This window comes from Oleiagrimonas sp. MCCC 1A03011 (assembly GCF_003267965.1).
GTDB classification, from domain to species: Bacteria; Pseudomonadota; Gammaproteobacteria; order Xanthomonadales; family Rhodanobacteraceae; genus Oleiagrimonas; species Oleiagrimonas citrea.
This window is the reverse complement of the sequence record NZ_MSPY01000003.1, coordinates 544,321-566,343: the sequence shown is the minus strand read 5'-3', so window position 1 is coordinate 566,343 and position 22,023 is coordinate 544,321. Positions and strand designations below refer to the sequence as shown.

Annotated in this window: 20 protein-coding genes; 13 read left to right on the top strand and 7 right to left on the bottom strand. The window is 64.9% G+C overall.

The window, feature by feature from the left end:
• Positions 1-11 precede the first annotated feature (11 nt).
• Together BTJ49_RS09170 and BTJ49_RS09165 are read right to left on the bottom strand one after the other, a co-directional pair.
• Complete coding sequence (locus BTJ49_RS09170) at positions 12-1,340, bottom strand: sugar MFS transporter (RefSeq protein WP_113065050.1); 1,329 nt, start codon at positions 1,338-1,340, stop codon at positions 12-14.
• Between the two features lie 18 nt (positions 1,341-1,358).
• Positions 1,359-2,381 (bottom strand): LacI family DNA-binding transcriptional regulator, encoded by a 1,023-nt coding sequence (locus BTJ49_RS09165; protein ID WP_113065049.1) that lies wholly within the window; start codon positions 2,379-2,381, stop codon positions 1,359-1,361.
• Between the two features lie 291 nt (positions 2,382-2,672).
• Here BTJ49_RS09165 and BTJ49_RS09160 point away from each other — a divergent pair, with 291 nt between their 5' ends.
• The 11 genes from BTJ49_RS09160 (at position 2,673) to epmA (ending at position 15,304) form a co-directional block, all read left to right on the top strand.
• Entirely contained in the window at positions 2,673-4,949 is a 2,277-nt protein-coding gene (locus BTJ49_RS09160) for a GH92 family glycosyl hydrolase (protein WP_240601794.1), read from the top strand.
• Positions 4,950-5,148: 199 nt separating this feature from the next.
• Positions 5,149-5,397, top strand: a complete 249-nt coding sequence (locus tag BTJ49_RS09155) for a succinate dehydrogenase assembly factor 2 (RefSeq protein WP_113065120.1) — start codon at positions 5,149-5,151, stop codon at positions 5,395-5,397.
• Positions 5,369-5,791, top strand: coding sequence for a protein YgfX (locus BTJ49_RS09150; protein ID WP_113065047.1), 423 nt, complete (start codon positions 5,369-5,371; stop codon positions 5,789-5,791). The genes BTJ49_RS09155 and BTJ49_RS09150 overlap by 29 nt, the downstream gene beginning before the upstream one ends.
• A 96-nt stretch (positions 5,792-5,887) precedes the next feature.
• Positions 5,888-7,129 carry a lipoprotein-releasing ABC transporter permease subunit gene (locus BTJ49_RS09145; RefSeq protein ID WP_113065046.1) on the top strand — a complete coding sequence of 414 codons (1,242 nt, stop codon included), beginning with the start codon at positions 5,888-5,890 and terminating at the stop codon, positions 7,127-7,129.
• Positions 7,130-7,142: 13 nt separating this feature from the next.
• Positions 7,143-7,856, top strand: a complete 714-nt coding sequence (lolD, locus tag BTJ49_RS09140; RefSeq protein WP_113065119.1) for a lipoprotein-releasing ABC transporter ATP-binding protein LolD — start codon at positions 7,143-7,145, stop codon at positions 7,854-7,856.
• A 65-nt stretch (positions 7,857-7,921) separates the two neighbouring features.
• Entirely contained in the window at positions 7,922-10,267 is a 2,346-nt protein-coding gene (locus tag BTJ49_RS09135) for a DNA internalization-related competence protein ComEC/Rec2 (RefSeq protein ID WP_113065045.1), read from the top strand.
• A gap of 92 nt (positions 10,268-10,359) precedes the next feature.
• Positions 10,360-11,037: a MotA/TolQ/ExbB proton channel family protein gene (locus BTJ49_RS09130; protein ID WP_206098385.1), complete on the top strand. Its 678-nt coding sequence runs from the start codon at positions 10,360-10,362 to the stop codon at positions 11,035-11,037.
• 9 nt (positions 11,038-11,046) lie between these two features.
• Entirely contained in the window at positions 11,047-11,478 is a 432-nt protein-coding gene (locus BTJ49_RS09125; RefSeq protein WP_113065043.1) for a biopolymer transporter ExbD, read from the top strand.
• The gene (gene msbA, locus BTJ49_RS09120) at positions 11,475-13,262 is read left to right on the top strand and encodes a lipid A export permease/ATP-binding protein MsbA (RefSeq protein ID WP_113065042.1); all 1,788 of its coding nucleotides are present in this window, start codon (positions 11,475-11,477) and stop codon (positions 13,260-13,262) included. The genes BTJ49_RS09125 and msbA overlap by 4 nt, the downstream gene beginning before the upstream one ends.
• 72 nt (positions 13,263-13,334) lie before the next feature.
• Entirely contained in the window at positions 13,335-14,345 is a 1,011-nt protein-coding gene (gene lpxK / locus BTJ49_RS09115; protein WP_113065041.1) for a tetraacyldisaccharide 4'-kinase, read from the top strand.
• Positions 14,342-15,304, top strand: coding sequence for an EF-P lysine aminoacylase EpmA (gene epmA / locus BTJ49_RS09110; RefSeq protein WP_113065040.1), 963 nt, complete (start codon positions 14,342-14,344; stop codon positions 15,302-15,304). The genes lpxK and epmA overlap by 4 nt, the downstream gene beginning before the upstream one ends.
• A gap of 16 nt (positions 15,305-15,320) precedes the next feature.
• On the opposite strand, the gene BTJ49_RS09105 is transcribed toward epmA, so the two are convergent.
• The 5 genes from BTJ49_RS09105 to sbcB all read right to left on the bottom strand — a co-directional run bounded on the left by BTJ49_RS09105 (position 15,321) and on the right by sbcB (position 20,418).
• Complete coding sequence (locus BTJ49_RS09105; protein WP_113065039.1) at positions 15,321-15,755, bottom strand: phosphate-starvation-inducible PsiE family protein; 435 nt, start codon at positions 15,753-15,755, stop codon at positions 15,321-15,323.
• A 120-nt stretch (positions 15,756-15,875) separates the two neighbouring features.
• Complete coding sequence (locus BTJ49_RS09100; RefSeq protein ID WP_113065038.1) at positions 15,876-17,144, bottom strand: DUF4785 domain-containing protein; 1,269 nt, start codon at positions 17,142-17,144, stop codon at positions 15,876-15,878.
• A 10-nt stretch (positions 17,145-17,154) separates the two neighbouring features.
• Entirely contained in the window at positions 17,155-18,018 is an 864-nt protein-coding gene (locus tag BTJ49_RS09095) for a hypothetical protein (RefSeq protein WP_113065037.1), read from the bottom strand.
• 265 nt (positions 18,019-18,283) lie between these two features.
• The gene (locus BTJ49_RS09090) at positions 18,284-18,970 is read right to left on the bottom strand and encodes a DUF2461 domain-containing protein (protein WP_113065036.1); all 687 of its coding nucleotides are present in this window, start codon (positions 18,968-18,970) and stop codon (positions 18,284-18,286) included.
• Positions 18,967-20,418, bottom strand: a complete 1,452-nt coding sequence (gene sbcB / locus BTJ49_RS09085) for an exodeoxyribonuclease I (RefSeq protein ID WP_113065035.1) — start codon at positions 20,416-20,418, stop codon at positions 18,967-18,969. Before sbcB ends, BTJ49_RS09090 begins: the two co-directional genes overlap by 4 nt.
• 91 nt (positions 20,419-20,509) lie before the next feature.
• On the opposite strand from sbcB, the gene orn reads away from it, so the two are divergent.
• Both orn and folP read left to right on the top strand, forming a co-directional pair.
• Entirely contained in the window at positions 20,510-21,079 is a 570-nt protein-coding gene (gene orn, locus BTJ49_RS09080) for an oligoribonuclease (RefSeq protein ID WP_113065034.1), read from the top strand.
• A 5-nt stretch (positions 21,080-21,084) separates the two neighbouring features.
• Positions 21,085-21,990, top strand: coding sequence for a dihydropteroate synthase (gene folP, locus BTJ49_RS09075; protein ID WP_113065118.1), 906 nt, complete (start codon positions 21,085-21,087; stop codon positions 21,988-21,990).
• The last annotated feature ends 33 nt before the right edge of the window (positions 21,991-22,023 follow it).

Below are 22,023 nucleotides of genomic sequence, written 5' to 3'. Positions count from 1 at the left end.
CAGTCCTTGATTCATGGGGCCGGTGGCGTGGTCTCGGGCATCGTGCGGATCTTCGACCCACTGAGGCCGTAGAACAGGATGTAGACGTAGCATAGCAACGGCAGCACGAAGGAGTGCTGCAAGCCGATGCGGTCGGCCAGGAAACCCTGTGCCAACGGCACCAGCGCACCGCCCACGATGGCCATGATGAGCAGGCTCGACGCCTTGTCGGTCAACGGGCCCAGACGCTCGATACCGAGTGCGAAGATGGTCGGGAACATGATCGAGTTGAACAGGCCGATGGCGATGACGCTCACCATCGCCGTGTTGCCATGCGTGGTCATGGTGGTGATGAGCAGGCCGCCGGCGACGACCGAGAACACCGCCAGCAGCTTGCGCGGATCGAGCATGGCCAGCAGTCCCGAACCGAGCAGGCGTCCGACCATCGCGCCGCCCCAGTAGTACGCCACGTAGTGCGAAGCGGTCTGTTCGCTGATGTGGCCGATGTTGGGCAGCGAGATGTAGTTGATCATCAGGCTGCCGATGGAGACCTCGGCACCGACATAGAAGAAGATCGCCAGCACGCCAAAGGCGACATGCGGGATGCGCAGCGCGTCCATCAGGCTGTAGTTCTTCGCTTCGTCGGGGTGGGTCTTCTCGGCCAGTTTCGGCAGATGGAACAGCCAGACGAATCCGGCTAGCAGGAACAGCGCTGCCGCCAGCCCGACGTAGGGCATCTGCACCGACTGCGCCTGCTCGGTCCGGTACAGCAACTGGTCGGTGGCGGACATGGTCGCCACCTCGCTGGCCTTCTTCACGACATGCGAAAGAATCAGATAGCCGCCGAAGATCGGCGCCAGCGTGGTGCCCAGCGAGTTCATCGTCTGTGCGAGTGTCAGGCGGCTGGATCCGGTACGCGCAGGGCCGAGCAGGGTGACGTACGGGTTGGCCGCCACCTGCAGCACCGTGATGCCGGTCGCCAGCACGAACAGGGCGCCGAGGAACACGGGGTAGTTGTGCCATTGCGCGGCCGGCAGGAAACCGAGTGCGCCCACGCCGGCAATGCTCAGTCCGGCGACAATCCCGAGCTTGAAGCCGATGCGCTCGACCAGCCAGCCACTCGGCAACGACATCAGGAAATAGGCGCCAAAGAAGGTGAACTGCACCAGCATGACCTGCGTGTAGTTGAGCTCGAAGGCGGCTTTCAGATGCGGGATCAGGCTGTCGTTCAGCGCCGTCAGGAAGCCCCACATGAAGAACACCAGCGTGAGCACGGTCAGTGCCGTCGGGTAGTAGGTGTAGCGCTTGTCCCCAGTTTGCTCGGGCGGTGTGCTGGCGGGGGCGGGCGAAAAGGAAGCCATCGGTGGATACCTTGCTGGTCAGTAATGGGGCGGTGGGCAGCTGCTGTCGCGCACGACGAGTTCGGCCGAGGCGTGCATTTCGCAGGGAACGAGTTCGGGGTGACGCACGCGTTCCAGGATGCGTTCGGCGGCCTGGCGGCCACGAGCGCGTGGATCGGTGGCGACGGTCGTCAGTGCGGGCAGGCTGACGGCGGCTTCGGGAATGTCGTCGAAGCCGGTGACGGAAAAGTCGTGGCCGGGGCGGCAGCCACGGGCGTTGAGTCCCAGCATCAGGCCCAGCGCCACCGCATCGTTGTAGCAGACTGCTGCAGTCGGTGCTGGATCGCGCACGAACAGTGCTCCGGTCTGTGCTGCGGCCTGCAGGCGGGTGGGGGCGCTTTCGACCAGCCATTGCGGTTCGATGGTGATTCCTGCGGCCAGCAGGGCGTCGGCGTGACCTTGGCGGCGCTCGCGGCAGGAACTGGAGTCGGCATGACCGCCGAAGAAGGCGATGCGTCGGTGGCCGAGTTGCAGAAGGTGTTCTGTCGCGCGCCGCGCGCCGCGTCGGTTGTCCAGCGCCAGGAAGTCCCAGTGCGCGCTGGAAAGCTGGCGATTGAAGACCAGTACAGGCGTATGCGCGCCGACGATGCCGAGCAGTTCCGTTCCGTCGCTGTGCTCGGCCGGTGAGAGAATGAGGCCGGCCGGCGCGTGTTCGCTGAGGGTGGACAGCACCCTGCGCTGCTGTTCGGTCGATTCCCCCGTGCTGCCGAGCAGTGTGACGAAGCCCGCGGCGCCCAGCGTTTCATCGACGCCGGCAGCGAATTCGGCGAAGAACGGATTGGACAGGTCGTTGACCACCAGCGCCACGCTGGAGGAGGTGCGCTGGCGCAGATTGGCCGCCGCGCGGTTGTAGACATAGCCCTGGCGCTTGAGCTCAGCCTCGACCTTCTTGCGTGTGCCAGCGGCCACCAGCGGGCTGTTGCGCAGCACCAGGGAAACCGTCGCACGTGATACGTCGCAGCCGCGCGCGATGTCGGCCAGCGTGACGCGATGCGGGTTCATGCGGCACCGTCACGCATGGCGGTGCCCGTCGATGGAGCGTGCAGCTGTGGCATGGATGGGTCGGCAAAGAATTTAGAACGATTCAATGACCTGGGGCTGGTATCGTTTACAGGTCCGCTGACCATCATGCAATGCAACATGTTGGAGACGCAATGCCATGCTAGTTTGCGTTCCATTTAGAACGATACAAAAGGGGCCGTTTCCATGCACGTCAAGCGCCGGTTGTTCCAGGGTGTTCGAATCTTGCACATCGGTGTCTTGCTGGGCGGGTTGCTGCTGGCGGCACCCGGCATGAGCGCGGTGCCGGGCAGCGCAGCGTGGGAACAGGTCGATCCGATGATCGGCACTGGCGGCGACGGGCACACCTTTCCCGGTGCCACAGTGCCGTTCGGCATGATCCAGCTCAGTCCCGATACGGCCATGCCGGATTTCAAGCATGCCTACAAATGGGCCGCTGGCTATCGCTACGACGATCCGACGATCCGCGGCTTCTCGCATACGCATTTCTCCGGTAGCGGGCATTCGGACCTGGGCGACGTGCTGCTGATGCCGATCGGCGGCAAGGTGAAGCTGGATGCGGGCGAGGCCGATCAGCCGGGCAGTGGCTATCGTGCGCGCTTCAGCCACGACACCGAGACGGCACAGGCCGGCTACTACGCCGTGACGCTTCCGGACAACCACGTGCGCGTGGAACTGACTGCCGGCAAGCGCGTGGGCTGGCATCGCTACACCTTCGACAAGGGCAAACCGGCGCACGTGCTGCTGGATCTGCGTCCGAGCATCTACGACTACCAAGGCAAGGTGTCCTGGGCACGGTTGCGCGTACGCAAGGATGGCACGGTTACCGGCATGCGCGAGACGCGCGGCTGGGCGCCAGGGCGGCAGCTGTTCTTCGCCATCCGCTTCTCGCATCCGATGGCTTCGCACGAACTGATGAACCGCGAGCAGGATGTCGTCTACAAGGGTTTCAAGGGTCCGGGCGAGTCGCCGGCCGACACCGCCGCCGTGGACGGCCGTGCGCTCGAGGGTGTGTTCGACTTCGGCAGGCTGGACCAGCCGCTGGTCGTGAAAGTGGCGATTTCCACCGTCAGTGAAGCCAATGCCATCGCCAACCTCGACCAGGACGGCAAGCGCTGGAACTTCGACGCCCGCCGCGCCGAGGCGCGCACGGAATGGGAGCAGGCACTGTCGGCCATCGATGTCGACGCGCCGGCCGCCACCCGCACGAACTTCTACACCGCGATGTACCACGCGATGATCGCGCCGAATCTGGCGATGGACGTCAACGGCCAGTATCGCGGTCCCGACCACGGCATCCATCAGGCCGGAGAATTCACTTTCTACTCGACCTGGTCGCTGTGGGACGTGTACCGCGCGCAGCAGCCGCTGATGACACTGATCCAGCCGAACCGGCGTGTCGCCAGTTTCGTGCAGTCGCTGGTCGCGGCACAGCAGTCGAGTCCGTTCGGCATCCTGCCGGCGTGGGCGTATCAGGGGCTGGAGACGTGGTGCATGATCGGCTACCACGCGGTGCCGGTGATCGCCGACGCCTACATGAAGGGCATCCGCGGCTTTGATGCGAAGGACGCGCTCAAGGCCATGGTTGCCAGCGCCACCTACAAGCCGTACGGCGGTCTGGGCTGGTACATGAAGCTTGGCTACGTGCCCATCGACAAGGTCCCGGAGGCGGCCTCCAAGACCGTCGAGTACGCCTTCGACGACTGGACCATCTCGCGCATGGCCGGGGCCATGGGCGACAAGGCGCTGGCCAAGCGTTTCGCCAAGCGAGCCGGCTACTGGCGCAACTCATTTGACTCGAAGACCGGCTTCCTGCGCGCGCGCAAGAGCGACGGCACGTTCCGCATGCCGTTCGACCCGGCGGCCGCGGGCTATGGTAGCGACTACACCGAAGGCAACGCCTGGCAGTACTCGTGGTACGAGCCGCAGGACATCGGTGGTCTGATCGCCGTGCTGGGCGGGGACGACAAGCTGATCGCCAAGCTCGACCACGTGTTCGAGGCCAAGGTCGATCCCAAGGAGTTCGCGCACGTCGAGGACATCTCCGGGCTGATCGGCTACTACGCCCATGGCAACGAGCCGAGCCATCACATCGCCTACCTGTACGACTACGCCGGCGCGCCGTGGAAGACGCAGCAGCGCCTGAAGCAGATCATGGACACCCAGTACGCGCCGACCCCGACGGGGCTGGCCGGCAACGACGACCTGGGCCAGATGTCGGCCTGGTACATCTTCACTGCGCTGGGCTTCTATCCGGTGGCGCCGGCCAGCAACCAGTACGTGATCGGTCGGCCGTTCGTCGATTGGGCGGAGCTGCATCTGCCCAACGGCAAGAGCTTCACCATCGTCGCCAAGCATCTCGACGACGCACACCCCTATGTCGGCAAAGTGCTGCTCAACGGCAAGCCGCTCCAGCGCAGCTACATCGAGCACGGGGAGATTCTCGCCGGCGGCACGCTGACCTTCGAGATGCAGGCCGAGCCGAACACGACGTGGGCGACCTCCGACGCCGCGCGTCCGTATTCGATGACGCCGTACCCGAAGGATTGATTGCCGTGCGCATGGCGCGATGCCGTCCTTTCCGGACGGTATCTGTCATCGTGTCCGCATCGCGGCATGCGGCAAAGTCGTCTTGTCCGACACGGCGTTCGCGTAAATCCGACACGGCGCTGCGGCGCGGACGACTACGTCATCCGTCGGCATCGCGGCTACCATGGGCGGCATTCCTGTTCTGTGGAAGCGAAGCATCATGAGCAATACGCCCCTGGCGCGCCTGCGCTGGCGCTGCCGTCGCGGCACCAAGGAGTTGGACGCGCTGTACGGCTGGTGGTTGGAGAACCGCTACCCCGACGCCGATCCCGCCGCCCAGCAGGCCTTCGAGGAACTGCTGGACGTACAGGATCCGGACCTGTGGGACTGGACCATCGGCCGCGGCGAAGCGCCGCGCGCTGACTGGCGGGACATCATCGATGCCATTCGCGCCCAGCATCGGCTTTGAGTTCCATCCGTCCCGTTGGCTGCCTCGTCTGGTGATCATGCTCGGCGGTCTGGCCGTCGCCGGCGTGCTGGACAGTGCGGCGCCGTGGTATGCGCAAGTGCTACTGATCGTGTCGACGGTGTTCTACGCCGTCGCTTGCGCACGGCATGCTGCTCGATGCGTGGTGCGCCGTGTGCAGTGGCGCGCGGACGGTGGCTGGAACCTCTCGCTGTCGAATGACGAGGACGTGGAAGGGCATCTGCTTGGCGCGCGTGTGTTGGCCGGCGCGCTGGTGCTCCGGCTGGGGTGGGCGAAACGCGATAGTGCGTCGCTGCTGCTGCTCCCGGACAATCTCGACGCGGACACGCGTCGGCGACTGCGCGTGCGTCTGTCGTCCCAATCCGACGACGACTGAAGGTCGATCCTGCTTGCCGCAGATGGCCGCTTTCGGGCACTCTGTCAAATCTTTGCGGTCTGATCCAATATCACCGCGCACACATTCTGGAAGCCCATGTTCCGACCGCTGTCCCTGTTTATCGGCCTGCGCTACAGCCGCGCCAAGCGCCGCAATCATTTTATTTCCTTCATCTCTGGAGTGTCGATAATTTGCTTGGCGCTCAGCGTGGCTGCTTTGATCACAGTCATGTCAGTGATGAATGGTTTTGACTACCAACTGCGTTCGCGCATTCTTGGCGCGGTTTCGCACGCGACGATTTCCGGTGTAGGTGAGTCCATCCAGAACTGGAGGCATGCCGTGCAGGTCGCCAAGGACGATTCGCGTGTTCTTGGCGCGGCACCTTACGTCGAACAGCAGGCTTTTTTGCAGGGTTCTGAGCCCAGTGGCGCCTTGGTGCGAGGTATTTTGCCAATGCAGGAGCCAAAAGTGTCGGACTTTGATAAGCATATGCAGAACGGTTCGCTTAGTTCGCTTCAGCCCGGGAAGTGGAATATCGTGCTTGGTGACGAGCTTGCGACGATGTTAGGCGTGACGGTGGGCGACAAAGTTATTGTGTATGCGCCGCGATTCCGTACTGGGCCAATGGGTGCAATGCCAATGCTGCGTGCTTTTCGTGTTAGCGGCATTTTTGCATTGGGCATGGAACAATACGACTCCGGCCTCGCTTTGATGAACATGCATGACGCGGAGAAATTGTATGGTTTAAAGGGGCCGAATGGCATCCGTTTGCGCCTGAAGAACTTGTACCAGGCACAGGCTGTTGCTAGTCACATCCGAGTCGAATTAGGTCAGGTTTACCGCGTGCAAACTTGGATGCAATCCAATGAGAATTTGTTCAAAGCGCTGGCCACCGAGAAGAAGGTTATGTTCCTTATCCTTGTGCTGATTGTACTGGTGGCGGTGATTAACTTGGTCTCAATGCTGGTGATGTTGGTCACCGATAAGCAGGCTGACATCGCTATCTTGCGCACTCTGGGATTGGCGCCTCGTTCGGTGATGGGGGTGTTCATGGTGCAGGGGTTGTTTGTTGGCATTGTAGGAATTCTCATCGGCACCATCGGCGGGGTATTGCTCGCTATTAATGTGCCAGCCATCGCTGAATGGATCGAACACGTTTTCCATGTGCGGTTCTTGTCCCCGGACGTATATTACATCAGCGAATTGCCCAGCCGCCTAAGTTGGAGCGATGTGGGCTGGGTGACGGGTACCGCCTTCGTGTTGTCGTTGTTGGCGACGCTGTATCCAGCACGTCGCGCGGCGCGTACAGAACCGGCACAAGCATTGCGCTATGAATGAGCGGGAGACGATGATGAATTCACACGAGGATGCCGACGGTATCGTGATCGCTGCTCGACATGTGGCTAAGACTTACAAAGAGGGCAAACTGCGTACCGATGTGCTCGAGGACGTAAGTTTCGAGGTCGCGCGCGGTCGTACACTGGCCATTGTCGGCACCTCGGGCGCTGGCAAGAGCACATTGCTGCACATCGTCGGCGGTCTGGACACGCTGACCGGCGGCGAGGTCGAGATCGACGGCCATCTCATGTCCGGGCTTTCGGATGCGCAGCGCGGCGTGCTGCGCAATCGCTCGCTGGGCTTCATCTACCAGTTCCATCATCTGCTGCCGGAATTTACGGCGTTGGAAAACGTCTGCATGCCGCTGCTGATACGTGGCACCCCTATCGATGAGGCGCGCGAGCGTGCGAAGCATCTGCTGGAGCGGGTTGGTCTGTCCAAGCGCCTCGAACACAAGCCCGGCGAGCTGTCCGGCGGCGAGCGACAACGTTGCGCCGTGGCGCGCGCGCTGGTGACGCGGCCGGCATGCATTCTCGGCGACGAGCCGACCGGCAATCTGGATGAACACAATGCCGCGCAGGTGTACGACCTGATGCTGGAGCTCAATCGCGAGATCGGTACCAGCTTCGTGCTGGTCACGCACGATCGCAGTCTGGCGGCGCGCATGGATCGGGTGCTGGAACTGTCCGGTGGCCGCATGCAGCCGTTGTCCGACAAGGCAGCCTGATCGGTCCCCACATCATCCGCTGAGCGGCGCAGGATGCGCCGAGCGCGAACGCCCAGGGAGGGGCGATGCATGTCCTACGCGACATACTGAAGCCGTGCGCGAAAGCGCTGTCCGCGATGCCGTTCGCGCTGAGCCTTCTGCTCGGCGTGACGGCGGTGCAGTGCCTGGATGTCTTGCCGTCGCTGGACGCGCTGTTGCCGCTGGCGCTGGTGACTGCGCTGACGGCTTGGCGTTGTCCGCGTGCACGCAGCCTGTGCTGGATGGTGCTGGCTTTCGTCTACTGCGTCGTGCGCGCCGGGGCCGTCATGCAGCAGCGATTGCCTCGCCGCCTCGAGCGACAGGACTTCGACGTCGTGGGCGTGGTCGAGGGCCTTCCGCAGGTGCGTTCGGACGCCGATCGCTTCGTGCTGCGCGTCGAGCAGGCCCGTTTCGACGGCAAGCCGTTCCCGTTGCACGGTCGTTTGCGTCTGGCCTGGTACCGTGCGCCGAAGGCTGCTGCACGGCCCTGTCTCCGGTGGCGCCTGCGGGTGCGGCTGCGTCGTCCCCGCGGATTCATGGATCCGGGAGCCTTCGATGGCGAACGACAGGCTCTGTTGGAACGCATTGCCGCCGTCGGGTACGTGCGCAAGCAGGGGCCGAATCGGTCGGCTGGTCGTCGGGCATTCTGCATCGACGGCGTGCGCGCACGCATGGCCCGGGCCATCAATCATGCCCTCGGTAGCGGCAAGGGGGCGCGATTGCTGCGGGCGCTGGGTGTCGGCGACAAGCGAGGCCTGCGCGAGGGAGATTGGCGCATTGCACGTGCCGACGGTGTATCGCACCTGCTGGCAATCTCCGGATTTCACATTGGCGTGGCGGCGCTGCTCGGCGCACTGCTGATCCAGGGCATCTGGCGTCTGTGGCCATCTCTCGGCAAGCGCTGGCCCCGTCCCGCCGCCGCAGCGCTCGCGGCTGTGCTGGTGGCGAGTGTCTACGCCTGTCTGGCTGGTCTGGGACTTCCGACGCTGCGCGCGTTGCTGATGATCGCGGTGCTGGCGACTGCGCGGGTGAGTCGTCGTTCCGTGCATCCTCTTCAGGCGTTGTCGCTGGCCTTGTCGGCGGTGTTGCTGTTCGATCCGCTTTCGGTGCTGTCCGCAGGCTTCTGGCTTTCCTTCGCCGCCGTCGCATTGCTGCTCGCCGTGCTCGATCGACGACGAGTGCGCGGCTTGCGCGGCTGGTTGCGCGGGACCGGACAGGCGCAGTTGCTGATGACCGTGGCCTTGTTGCCGGTGACGGCATGGTTTTTCGGTCAGGGCGCGCCGTGGGGTCTGCTGGCCAATCTTTTCGCGATTCCCGTGGTCAGCATGGCCGTGGTGCCGCTCACGCTGGCCGGCATGGCGCTGCGGCCGATATCGGCGACGGCGGCGGGTGTCTTGTGGCGGATCGCGGGTTGGATCATGCGAAAGACCTGGGCCGTGCTGGCAGTGATGGCGAAATGGCCGGGTGCGCACTGGTATCTGCCCGCCGTATCGGGTCTTGCTTTGCTTCTGGCCTGCATCGGCGCCTTGTGGCTGTTCGCGCCGCGCGGAATTCCGGGCCGTTGGCTGGGGCTGCTGCTTTGGTTTCCGCTGTTGTGGCCTCGACTGCCGCTGCCCGCACTGGGCGCGTTTCGCGCGACGGTGCTGGATGTGGGGCAGGGGTTGGCGGTGATTGTCCGAACGCGTCATCACTTGCTGGTCTATGACACCGGAGCCCGGTATCCGTCCGGCTTCAATTTCGGCGATGCGGCGGTCCTTCCCGCGATTCGCGCCAGCGGCGCCGGTCCGGCGGATCGCATTGTGATCAGCCATGGCGACAACGATCATGCCGGCGGTGCGCGAGCGGTGGCGAAGGCCTTTCCCGACGCACGTCGATTGAGCGGAGAACCGAAACGGATGCCTGTGCCGATGCCACCCTGTCATGCGGGGCAGCACTGGTCCTGGGACGGTGTGCGCATGCGGGTACTGAGTCCGCCCGCGCATTTGCGGCCGTTGCTGCACGGTAACGACCTGTCGTGCGTGTTGTTGATTCGCGGGCGCGGTGGACGACTGCTGCTCACCGGTGACATCACCCGCCGCATGGAGCCGGGCGTGGCGCGGCAGGTCGGTTCTGGCCCGCCGCTGATACTGGTGGTGCCGCACCATGGCAGCAACACGTCGTCCTCCGCGGCGTTCATCGATGCGCTGCGGCCCCGCTTGGCCGTGGTCTCGGCAGGCTGGCTGAATCGGTTCGGTCACCCACGCCCGAAAGTGCTGGCGCGGTACCGGCGTGCGGGCGTTCCGGTGCTCGATACGGCCACGGCTGGCGCCGTGTCGATCTGCTTTCCCGTGGCGGCGGCCCCTCGTGTGGTCGCCCGCTGGCGACAGAATCATCCCGCATACTGGCGCGAGTAGAGGCTTGCGAAAGCGACGAACCGGTTCACAGGCGGGGGCGATGTCGCTGTTATGATGCGCGATCAACGACATCATGTCTGGAGATCGACCTCGTGCTCGAGATTGTAATGGCCGGCGGCTGGGGAATGGTGCCCATCCTGGTGTGCTCGGCGATCGCTCTGGCGATCATCCTTGAACGGTTCTGGAGTCTGCGTCGCAGTACGGTCATGCCGTCTGGGCTTGGCGACGAAGTGCGCAAGTGGGCGCAGTCGCGTTCGCTGGACGCGAACCACCTGCGGACGCTGGCCGAGAACTCGCCGCTGGGCGAACTGCTGGCCGCCGCGCTGACGGTGCGCAATCGTTCGCGCGAGGAGATCAAGGAGCGTCTGGAGGATACCGGCCGGCACGTGGCGCACCGCATGGAGCGTTTCCTCAACTCCCTGGGCACGATTGCCCTGATCGCACCGTTGCTGGGCCTGCTTGGCACCGTGATCGGCCTGATCCGCATGTTTCTGGCGGTCATGGTCAGCGGCGTCGGCGACCCGATGAAGATGGCCGGAGGTATCGGCGAGGCGTTGATCTGCACGGCATCGGGCCTGATCGTCGCGATTCCGGCGTACATCCTGCATCGCTATTTCCGTGGCCGCGTGACCGGTTATTGCATGGACATGGAGCGCGAGGCGAGTGCGTTGCTGGATTCGCTCTCGACGCAGCCTCCGCGCCCGGCATCCAATGCTTCGCGTGCCGCCGCGCCGGCTACGGCGCCGCGTCCGGCGCGCGCGACTCGCTGAGGAATCGCCGTGCGTATCGGTAACGACCGCAGACGGGACGAGTTCGAGATCAGTGTGGTACCGCTGATCGATGTGCTGCTGACCCTGTTGATGTTCTTCGTGCTGACCACGACCTTCGTGCGCCATTCGCGCATGCAGGTCACCTTGCCCAAGGCCAGCGCGGACACCTCCTCGGCCGCGCTGCACCCGCTGGTGGTGGTGATCGACCGCCAGGGGCACTTCTTCGTCGGCAGCAATCAGGTGCTGGGCTCCGGTGTGGATGCGCTGAAACGCTCGATTGCCAGCGTTGCCGGATCGGAGCGCGATCAGCCGGTGACCTTGCGTGCCGACGCCATGACCCCACATCAGGCGGTCGTCACCGCGATGGATGCGCTGGGCCAACTCGGCTTCACGCGCCTGTCCATTGCCACTACGCCAGACCAAGGGCCCGATTCACCGTGAGCAACAGCGAAAGCACGTCGTTCGAAGTCAGTACCTGGACGACCTACAAGCGATTGCTCGGCTACGCCAGGCCGTACTGGATCATCGCCCTGCTGGCGGTGATCGGCATGGCCCTGGATGCGGCTGGACTGACCGTTTTCGCCAGCAAGATCAAGCCGATGCTGGATGGTCTGTTCATGAAGAAGGACCCAGACACGATCTTCTGGATGCCGATTTGGATCGTCGGCATCTTCCTGGTGCGCGGCATGGGCGCATACATGGAGAACTACGGTACCGCGCTGGTCGGCCGCAACGTGGTCCAGCAGATCCGCATGGACATCTTCAACACGTATCTGCGCATGACTTCGGCGTTCTTCAATCGTGAACCGTCCGGTCATCAGATCGCGCGCATCACCTACACCTCCGAACAGGTTGCGAACGCCACCACTAATGCGGTGAAGGTCGCCGTGACCGACGGTCTGACCGTGATCGGCATGGTCGGCTTGATGCTCTGGACCAGCGCCTATCTGACGCTCGCTCTGTTCGTGCTGGTGCCGTTCGTGGCGCTGCTGGTGACCTACATCAGCCGCCGCTATCGCCGCATCGGCCGACGCGTGCAGAACGTGATGGGGGGCGTGACGGGCACGGTGGACGAGGTGGTCAGCGGGCAGCGCGAGGTCAAGATCTATGGCGGTCAGCAGCGCGAGCGCAACCGCTTCGAGGAAGTCACCGAAGCCGCGCGACGCCTGAACTTGAAAGTGGCCTCGACCAGCGCGTTGTCCTCGGCGACAGTGCAGACCGTAGCGGCGATGTCGCTGGCGCTGATCGTGTTCATGGCCACGCGTCCGGGTATCATCGACAGCCTGACGCCGGGTTCCTTCACCACGCTCATCATCGCCATGGGCGCGATTCTTCCTTCATTGAAGCGTCTGACGAACGTGCAGTCGGACATTCAGCGTGGCATGGCGGCGGCCGAGGAACTGTTCGCGGTCATGGACACGCCGCCCGAGAGCGATCACGGGCAGCGCACAGTCGAGCGCAGTGTCGGTGAACTGGCGTTCGAGGACGTCCAGATGCAGTACCCGGGCGCCGCCGTGGCGGCGCTGCAGGGTATCCGCCTGGATTGTCCGGCGGGCAAGGTGACGGCGCTAGTCGGTCGTTCCGGTAGCGGCAAGTCCACGCTGGTGAGTCTGCTGCCGCGCTTCTACGAGCCGGGCGCCGGGCGCATCACGCTTGATGGTCATCCGCTGAACGACTATGCGCTGGCTTCACTGCGGCGCCAGATCGCCTGGGTCGGACAGAGTGTGGTGCTGTTCGACGACACCGTGGCCAACAATATTGCTTATGGCGAACTGAACGGCGCCAGCGAGGCCGAGATTGTCGCTGCGGCGGAAGCTGCCAACGCCATGGAGTTCATCCGCGAACTACCGGATGGGCTGAACACGCGGATCGGGCAGGGCGGCAACACACTTTCCGGCGGCCAGCGGCAGCGCATCGCCATTGCTCGCGCGGTGCTCAAGGATGCGCCGATCCTGATTCTCGACGAGGCCACCTCGGCGCTGGATACCGAGTCCGAGCGTCTGATCCAGCAGGCGTTGACGCGGTTGATGGTCAATCGCACCACACTGGTGATCGCACACCGGTTGTCTACGGTCGAGCATGCCGACCAGATCGCCGTGCTCGATCAGGGCCGCGTGGTGGAATTGGGTACGCATGCGCAATTGCTGGAACGAGACGGCACGTACGCAGCGCTGCATCGCATGCAGTTCCACGACGACAACGTGGCCGTTACCGGCGCGGACTGATATTTTCCCGTCTTCGGTCGCGCCGTTGCGGGCGGTGGGACGATTCGACGACAAGGACGAGGTGGACGAGGCATGGGACTTTCCGATGCCGTGCAACGCAACTGGTACCGTTCGCGGCCCACTTCGATGGTGCTGCGTGCCTTGTCGCGCCTCTACGGCTGGCTGGCGCAGCGGCGCCGTGAGCGTTTCGAGTGCGATGCTTCGTTGAGCGTCGGCTTGCCGGTCCCGGTCATCGTCATCGGCAACATTTCTGTCGGCGGCACCGGCAAGACGCCCCTCACCATCGCCCTGGTAGAGGCACTTCGTGCACACGGGTGGCATCCTGGTGTGGTCAGCCGAGGCTATGGCGGGCAGCGGCGTGTGCCGGAATTGCTCGGCGATGCCCCCGACCCGTCCGAGGTGGGCGACGAACCGTGTCTGATCCGCGGACGCACCGGCGCGCCCGTGGCCGTCGGCCGGGATCGTCCCGCCGCCGCGCGTCTGCTGGTGGAGGCGGGCGTCGACGTGGTGCTCGCCGACGACGGTCTGCAGCATTACCGGCTGCGCCGCGACATCGAGGTCTGCGTGATCGATGGTACGCGCCGGTTCGGCAATGGCTGGCTGCTTCCGGCGGGGCCGCTGCGCGAACCCGAGTCGCGTCTCGACGACGTCGATTTCCGGGTGTGCAATGGCGGCGTGGCGCGTGAGGGCGAGGTGCCGATGCGCCTGATCGGCGACACCGCGTATCCCTTGCTCGGCGAGGAGCGCGCGTTGCCGCTGGAATCGCTGGTCGGCCGGCGCGTGCATGCGGTGGCGGCGATCGGCAACCCGCGGCGCTTCTTCGAGAGCCTCCGCGCGCAGCGGATCGAGGTCATCGAGCATCCGTTTCCCGATCACCATGCCTTCACTGCGCGGGACCTGGATTTCTCCGACCACCTGCCGGTGCTGATGACTGGCAAGGACGCGGTCAAGTGCATCTTCTTCGCGCGCAAGCACTGGTACAGCGTGCCGGTACGCGCCGATCTGCCGGAACGCTTCATCCACGATCTGGTCGAGCGTCTGCGCCGCGTGCAGCCACACTCGAAGCGGACACCGGGCGCATGAGCGCACGCACGGAGCATCATCGCGGTCTGCGCCTGCGTGCGCAGCTGTATGCAGGCATCCGCGACTTCTTCCGCGAACGCGGCGTGCTGGAGGTCGAGACGCCGGTACTCTCCGCTGCCGGCAACACGGATCCCAACATCGAGAGTTTCCGCACGCGCTTCCACGGTCATGTCGACGCAGGCGAAGCAGTGCGCTACCTGCGAACGTCGCCGGAGTTTCCACTCAAGCGTCTGCTGGCCGAGGGGCTGGGCGACTGCTATGAACTTGGTCGCGTGTTCCGCGACGGCGAAGCTGGTGGGCGGCACAACCCCGAGTTCACCATGCTGGAGTGGTACCGGGTCGGCTGGGACGAGCGTCGTCTGGCCGAGGAGGTCGTGGCGCTGGTGCGGGTTGCAATGGCGTCCGTTGATCGCATTGCCGAACCGCGGATCACCACCTATGTCGAGCTGTTCCGTGAGCAACTGGGGCTGGACCCGCATGTCGCGGAGATCGAATCGCTGCGCGCACCGTTGCGTAATTTCGGTATCGATCCGGAGGGACTCGGTCGCGACGACTGGCTCGATCTGCTGATGACACACCTCCTGCAACCGGCGTTTCCTGCAGATCGCATCACGGTGGTGCACGATTATCCCGCCAGCCAGTGCGCCCTGGCGCGGGTGCGGCAAGGCTCGCCCGCCGTGGCCGAACGCTTCGAGGTCTACCTGGGGCCGTACGAGCTGGCCAACGGCTATCACGAACTCAATGACGCGGACGAGCAACGCATGCGGCACGAACGCGACAATGCGGTGCGTCGCGAACGAGGTCTGGCGGAGGTTCCGCTGGATGAGTCGTTGCTGGATGCGCTCGGAAACATGCCCGATTGTGCCGGTGTCGCACTCGGCGTCGATCGACTGCTGATGTGCATGCTCGGCACCGATGCCATCGCCGACGTGCTGGCTTTCCCGTTCCGGAAGGCTTGATCGTCGCGGCGCTTTCTCAGCTTCGCTTGCCGCCGATGTTGTCCGGATCCTCGTCGCGGTAGGGAAGGCGGATGTGCCCGTAGCGCACCACCAGCACCGCCAGGCTCAGCAGCAGCACCGTGCCGCCTTCGGCCAGCGTGGTCCAGGCGTTCATGTCCGGGGTTTCCAGCGTCAGGTGACGAGCCATGGCGACAATGGCGATGTACAGCGGCATGCGCACCGGCAGGCGTCCCGCACGCCAGTAGATGCCGTTCATGGCCAGCAGTTCCAGGTAGATGAACAGCATCAGCAGGTCGGCGACGGTGACGCGGCCCTGACGGTACATGAGCAGGACTTCCTGTCCGGCCGCGGTCAGGGTGGCGATCAGTACCACCAGCAGGCCGGCGTATTCGAGTAGCCGGATCAGCCGGAAGCCGCGTTCGCGCAGGGTGTGCTCGATGCCGTTGGGCATGACCTTCTCCGCTGAGATGCCGTATCCGCAGCGTAGGTCGCCGAAATGCGACGTGCGCCGTCTTGCGACGTTATGCCACAGAATCGCGGCGCGCCGTACCCCGGCGCGCCGCGATGGGTCTTACGGTGAGAAGCGCAACGCGACCGCGCGGCGTTCCAGAATGCCCATGTGGGCCTGGTCGACCAGTTTCAGGTCATGCAACTCGTACGGCGGACGCAGTGCGCTGCCGGCCAGGGCACCGGCATCGAAGCGCAGGTCGATCGACCCTTTGCCGGCCTGCAGCCAGTTCGCGGACTGGGCGTAGGCCATCGGCTTCAGGCTGCCATCGGCGGCGTGGCCGTAGAGCACGCCGGACACGGCGTAGCGGCTGGCCTGAACGGCTTCGACCCCGATCTGCAGATCGATCCCCTTCTTGCCACGAGCCTGCACTTGCACACGGCCGTCGAGGCGCGCATTGGTGACACTGACCGCGAAAGCGGTGGTGGCGTCGCGCAGCACGGTGTGGCCGCTGGCATCAGTGGCGCTAGTGAACGTATGCAGTTCCCACAGACCGCGACGGGTGGCGTGATCGGCGTCCGGCGTGACGTCGACGGAATAGCTGCCGTCGGCATTGCGCTGATAGCGCAGGTCGCGCGTGTGCCCGTCCGGAGCGACGAGGAAGCCGCCCACCGAATCCATGGCCTGATTGGCGCCGGCATCACGCAGGTGCACGTTCAGACGCACGGACTGACCCGAGGCGATGGTGTCGCGGGTGGTCTGCGCGTGCAGCACCAGCGGACTCTTCGGCTCGAACACGTGGACCACGTAGCGACCTTTGGCGTCGGCGGCCTTCAGCGTGACCGGGCCGGTGCCCAGGTCCGGACGCAGCTTCATCACCATGCTGCCGTCGCTGACCATCATGCCGGCCTGGCGCAGCTGGGCGGTGTCGGCGCTGTTGCTCATGGCCTCGGCGCCGGTGAGCGTGCGCCCGCCGTGCGTGACCTGCATGCGTTGCGGGTCCAGGCGACCGAAGTCGCCACCCACCGGGCTCAGACGGATCAGCGCGCCGGGCGTGGTCGTGCGCAGCTGCAGGCCGCGATGCAGTTCGTCGGCGGATACGTCCTGCCAGTACTCGCGACTGCTGCGGTCGAAGGGCTTGGGTGCGGCTTCGAGCTTGCGCGAGGCATCGAGTTTCCAGCTCACGTGGACCGGTCGGTGATCGACGGTCGGTTTTGTCGGCGCGGCGGTGGTGGACAGCGATTTCACCGGTGCAGTCGGCACCGCGCGAAGCGTCTGCGGTACCAAGTCGCCCTTTTGCGCAGCCAGCAGCGAGTGGTCGGATGCGTTCGCGGCGCCGGCCACCATCAGGGTCAGGGCCGCGGCGATCGGAAGAATACGGATCTTGTTCATGGCGGCCTCCTTACAGGTCGTTGCGCAGCACGGTGTCGATGCCGAAGCAGGCGCGACGGCTCTGGTTGTGCGAGAGCGTCTTGCCCAGCACGTTCTTGTCCTTGAACCACAGGGTGCCGGCCGCGGACTGACTGGTGCAGTTCAGGAAACCGTCCGAGCAGCTGTCGAGCCAGTTCTGGGTGAGTTCCAGTCCGACGTTCAGGGTGTAGCCGCCGCAGTAGGAATCGGAATTGAACGGCGAGGACGTCACGTCCGTGCCGACCACGTCCCAGAAGCCCTTGGGCAGAGCGGGGCGGCCCGATGTGCCGAGCAGATAGTTCTGGTTGTAGTAGGCCATCCAGCTCACCTGCTGCTGGCGCACAGCGTCGCTCTTGTAGCCCAGCAGCCAGCCCAGCGATTCCTCGAACACGTTGCCGTTCATCACCGCATCGGCCAGTGGCGTGCCGGCGCTGGACGGCGCCAGGGCGTCGACCCAGCGGATCTTGGAGATGATGTTCGGATAGCGGCTATCCCAGGTCGGGTTGGACAGGATCCAGCGCATCACGTTGCCGCCGTTGGAATGCGTGATGACGACCAGGTCGTCGATGTGGCGGGCGTTGATGAAATTGGTCAGCTGCGTCGCCAGACAGCCGGCAGCGCGGTCGTCCCACATGTACTGCTCGAAGTCGCAGTTGACCACCAGCAGGTTGTTCGGGTCGCTCAATCCCTGACGGATCGACTCGACCATCGAAGACTGCCAGTAGTCGTTGTAGGCGTCGGTCTGGCTTCCGGTGCCGTGGACCAGTGCGACACCGGTCACGGCCGCGAAGGCCGGTACGGTGAAGCAGGCCAGCAGCAGGGCCAGCAAAAAGGCAAGACTTGCACGTCGTTGCATGATGTTCCTCCCTCCATGTCACGCGACCTTGCGTCGCGTGTGCCCATGCACCCGCTTGCGGGGCATCGCATCCATCCACGTCGAGTGATGAGCGGTTATCGGTTCGCGTCCGCGAACCAGCCGTGCCGCACGGCGCAGACCTCCCCCCAGAGGTGCACGATGCAGCGACGGCAGCCTAGACCCGCTTCGGGACCGCCGTCAAACAAACGTTTGTAAATTTGTGAAATCAGACGCTATGTGGCTGATTCATTACGCTCGTTCGGGTTCAGCACTCGAGATCGACCGAGGCGCAGAGGTAGTCGACGAGGGGCGCGATCCGCTTGAACGTCTGGACGATCTCGGGAAGCAACCGGGACGAGCAGACCACGGTGTCGTCCAGCGGTGCGCCGCTGGCGAAGCTCTTGAGTTTCAGATCCTCGATCAATTCGTGCTCGGGATCGAAACCGCGCGGCGGGCGTTTCAGTCGCTCGCCGTGGAATTCGAAATGCTTGCGGAAGACGGCGCTGCGTGTGGCGCGCTTCCAGGCGCCGGGGTTGTCGGCGATGAAATTGCGGATGCGCCGTAAGGTCGGCGATTCCGGATGCCAGATACCGCCGCCCGCGAAGCAGTTTCCGGGTTCGATGTGCAGGTAGAACGAGGGCGAATGGACCTCGCGCCGTCGTTCGTGGAAAAAGCGCGCGCCGCTCCAGGTCTTGTACGGCAATTTGTTGTTGGAGAAACGCACGTCGCGATGAATGCGGAACAGCGATCCGCCGACCTTGCGCGGGTCGGCGCGGTAGTGCGGGCTGATGGCCGCGATCGGCTCCTGCAGGTCGGCGATGAGCGCGAGAAACGGCTCGCGCAGGTGTTCCTCGTATTGCGCCTTGTGCGCGTGGAACCATTCACGGTTGTTGTTGCGTCGGAGCTGGCGCAGGAAACGGAACGTGGCGTCGGAGAAATAGCTGCGGCTCATGCGCGAATGTCCAGATCGAGTTCGGTGGCGAGTTCGCGGCCCCATTGTTCCAGTTGATCGAGCCAGCCGAGCGCGTCGCCGGTGTGCTCGCCACGCAGGCGCTGCAGTTCGTCGAAGTAGCCATGCAGCGACACAGTCGACAGGGCATGACCGCCGGCGATGCGCTGGCGGCGGAAGTCGTCCCAGCGTGCGCGCTCCTCGGCGCTCAGTGTCTGTGGCCAGTTGCGCGCGCGGTAGCGGAACAGTAGTTCGCCGTAGCGTTCGTCGCTGAATCCGAAGTCGCGGGCCATCTCCTCGGGAGGCGTGGCGCGTACGGCGTCCAGGCGAGGGCGGTCCGCGTCGGGAAGGAAACCGGCGTACAGCGCCAGTTCGGGATCGTCCGGTGGGGGCAGGTCGGTGGCGGCCGCGTAGACCTTGCACACTTTGTCGGCGATGCCGCGTGCGGCCAGCAATTCCTTGCGATGGATGTTGCAGCGCTCGGTGTCCAGGCCCACGCGCGTCGTGTCCACGCCTTCGAGCACCGACAGTGGTGCCAGTGCGGGAGAGCGGTTGGCGTGGATGGTGCGCAGCGGAATGCGTTCGACGTCTTCGGGCAGGTCCGCGCGTGGCGTGAATACGCGGTCGGCGATGTCCTCGGGGTCGAGCATGATCAGATCGACCGGGTTGCTGTGCAGGTCGTAGACGATGATTTCGTTGCTGCGTGTCGGGTGACGGGCTAGCGGCACGATCATCGTCATGCAGCCGTTGGCGGCCGGGTAGCGCGACGACACGTGGAGCAGCGCGGGCTTGCGCACCAGATCGAGCAGCTCGAAGGCGCGCTGCTTGCGACGGAGGTCGAAGTACCACTTCCACAGACGCGGCTGGCGGGTGCGTATCAGGCGGGCGAAGGCGATCAGTGCCTCGACGTCCGACAACGCATCGTGCGCGCGGCGCTGTTCCAGGCCATTGGCGGCGGCCAGATGTTCCAGCTTGAAACTGGGTGCGCCGTCGTCGCGTCGGGGCCACTCGATGCCGTCCGGACGCAGTGCGTGGCACATGCGCGCCAGATCGATCAGGTCCCAGCGCGAGTTGCCGTTCCGCCATTCGCGCGCATACGGATCGTAGAAATTGCGGTACAGCATCTGCCGTGTGAATTCGTCGTCGAAGCGCAGCGAGTTGTAGCCCACGCCGCAAGTGCCCGGCGCGGCCAGCTCCTCGTGCACGCGCGCGGCGAATTCGGCTTCGCTCAGCCCCTCGCGCTGCGCCTGCTGCGGTGTGATGCCGGTGACCAGGCAGGCCTGTGGCTGCGGCAGTGCATCGCGCGGTGGCTGGCAGAACAGCGAGACGGGCTCGCCGATCGGTTCCAGGTCCAGGTTGGTGCGGATGCCGGCGAACTGCACCGCACGGTCGCGGCGGCTATCCGTGCCGAAGGTCTCGTAGTCGTGCCAGAAGAAACTCGCCTCGCTCATGCCCGGCATCTTCGCATGTCTTCCGCGTGTCTGAACACGGCTGCATGCCGCGCCCCTGCTACACTCGCTGCCAGTCCCAAGGAGGCCGGCGATGCCGCAACATGACGACAACCTGATCTGGATCGACCTGGAGATGACCGGGCTGGACACGGACCGTGATTCGATCCTGGAAATCGCCACCATCGTCACCGATCGCGAACTCAACGTACTGGCCGAAGGGCCGGTGTTCGCGATCCTGCATGCCGAGTCGCGCCTGCAGGCCATGGACGACTGGAACCGTAATCAGCACGGCAGCTCCGGTCTGTGGGATCGGGTGCTCGCATCCGGCGTCGATCACGCTCAGGCCGAGGCCGAGACGTTGGCGTTCTTGAAGGAGTGGGTGCCGGAGCGCAAGTCGCCGATGTGCGGCAACTCGATCTGCCAGGATCGCCGTTTCCTGCATCGGCAGATGCCGGCGCTCGAACGGTATTTCCACTACCGCAATCTCGACGTGTCCACGTTGAAGGAACTGGCGCGGCGCTGGGCGCCGTCCATCGCGCGCGGCATCGGCAAGACCAGCGCGCACACTGCGCTAAGCGACATCCGTGACTCGATCGACGAGTTGCGCTACTACCGTCGTTTCATGGGCGCGCTGTCCGGACAGCCGGAGCCGGCGGCGTGAGCACGCTGTTCGGAGACGACGGCGTGCGCCGCCTCGATTGCGGCGGGCGCACCTTGCGCCTGGATCGGCCGCGGGTGGTGGGTATCGTCAATGTCACCCCGGATTCGTTCTCCGATGGCGGCGATCATGCCGATACCGGTGCGGCCGTGGCGCATGGCCTGACGCTGCTGGCCGAGGGCGCGGACATGCTCGACATCGGCGGCGAGTCGACTCGTCCGGGAGCGGCGGACGTGGATACGGACGAAGAGATGCGTCGCGTGATTCCCGTGCTGCGCGGCCTGGCCGAACAGTGCGATGCGCCGCTGTCCGTGGATACTTCCAAGCCCGCCGTGATGCGCGCGGCCGTCGAGGCCGGCGCGGGTCTCATCAACGACGTGCGCGCACTGCGCGAGGACGACGCGCTGCGGACCGCGGCGGAACTGGATGTGCCCGTGTGCCTGATGCACATGCAGGGTGCGCCGCGCAGCATGCAGGCCGCGCCGGAATACGACGACGTGGTCGGCGAAGTGCATCGCTTTCTGGCCGAGCGCGTGTTCGCCTGCGAGATGGCCGGTCTCGACAAGCGCAAGCTGCTGGTCGATCCGGGCTTCGGTTTCGGCAAGACGCTGGAGCACAACCTGGCGCTGCTGCGCGCGACTGGACGGTTCGCCGACCTGGCGGGTGGCGTGTACGTGGGGCTTTCTCGCAAGACCATGATCGGCGCCATCACCGGCCGTGAAGTGCCGACCGAACGCGTGTCCGGTTCGGTCGCAGCGGCCCTGATCGCCGTGCAGCGTGGCGCCATGCTGGTGCGCACCCACGACGTGGCGGCGACCGTCGATGCGTTGGCCGTGTGGCGCGCCGTGCATGCCGGCGATCCGCCGCCCGTCGCGCCGCTCGAGCGCGCGCCACGCTGGCCCGACGACGACTGAGGCGCGCGACGCGCCCGGAACGGACTGCAAAGA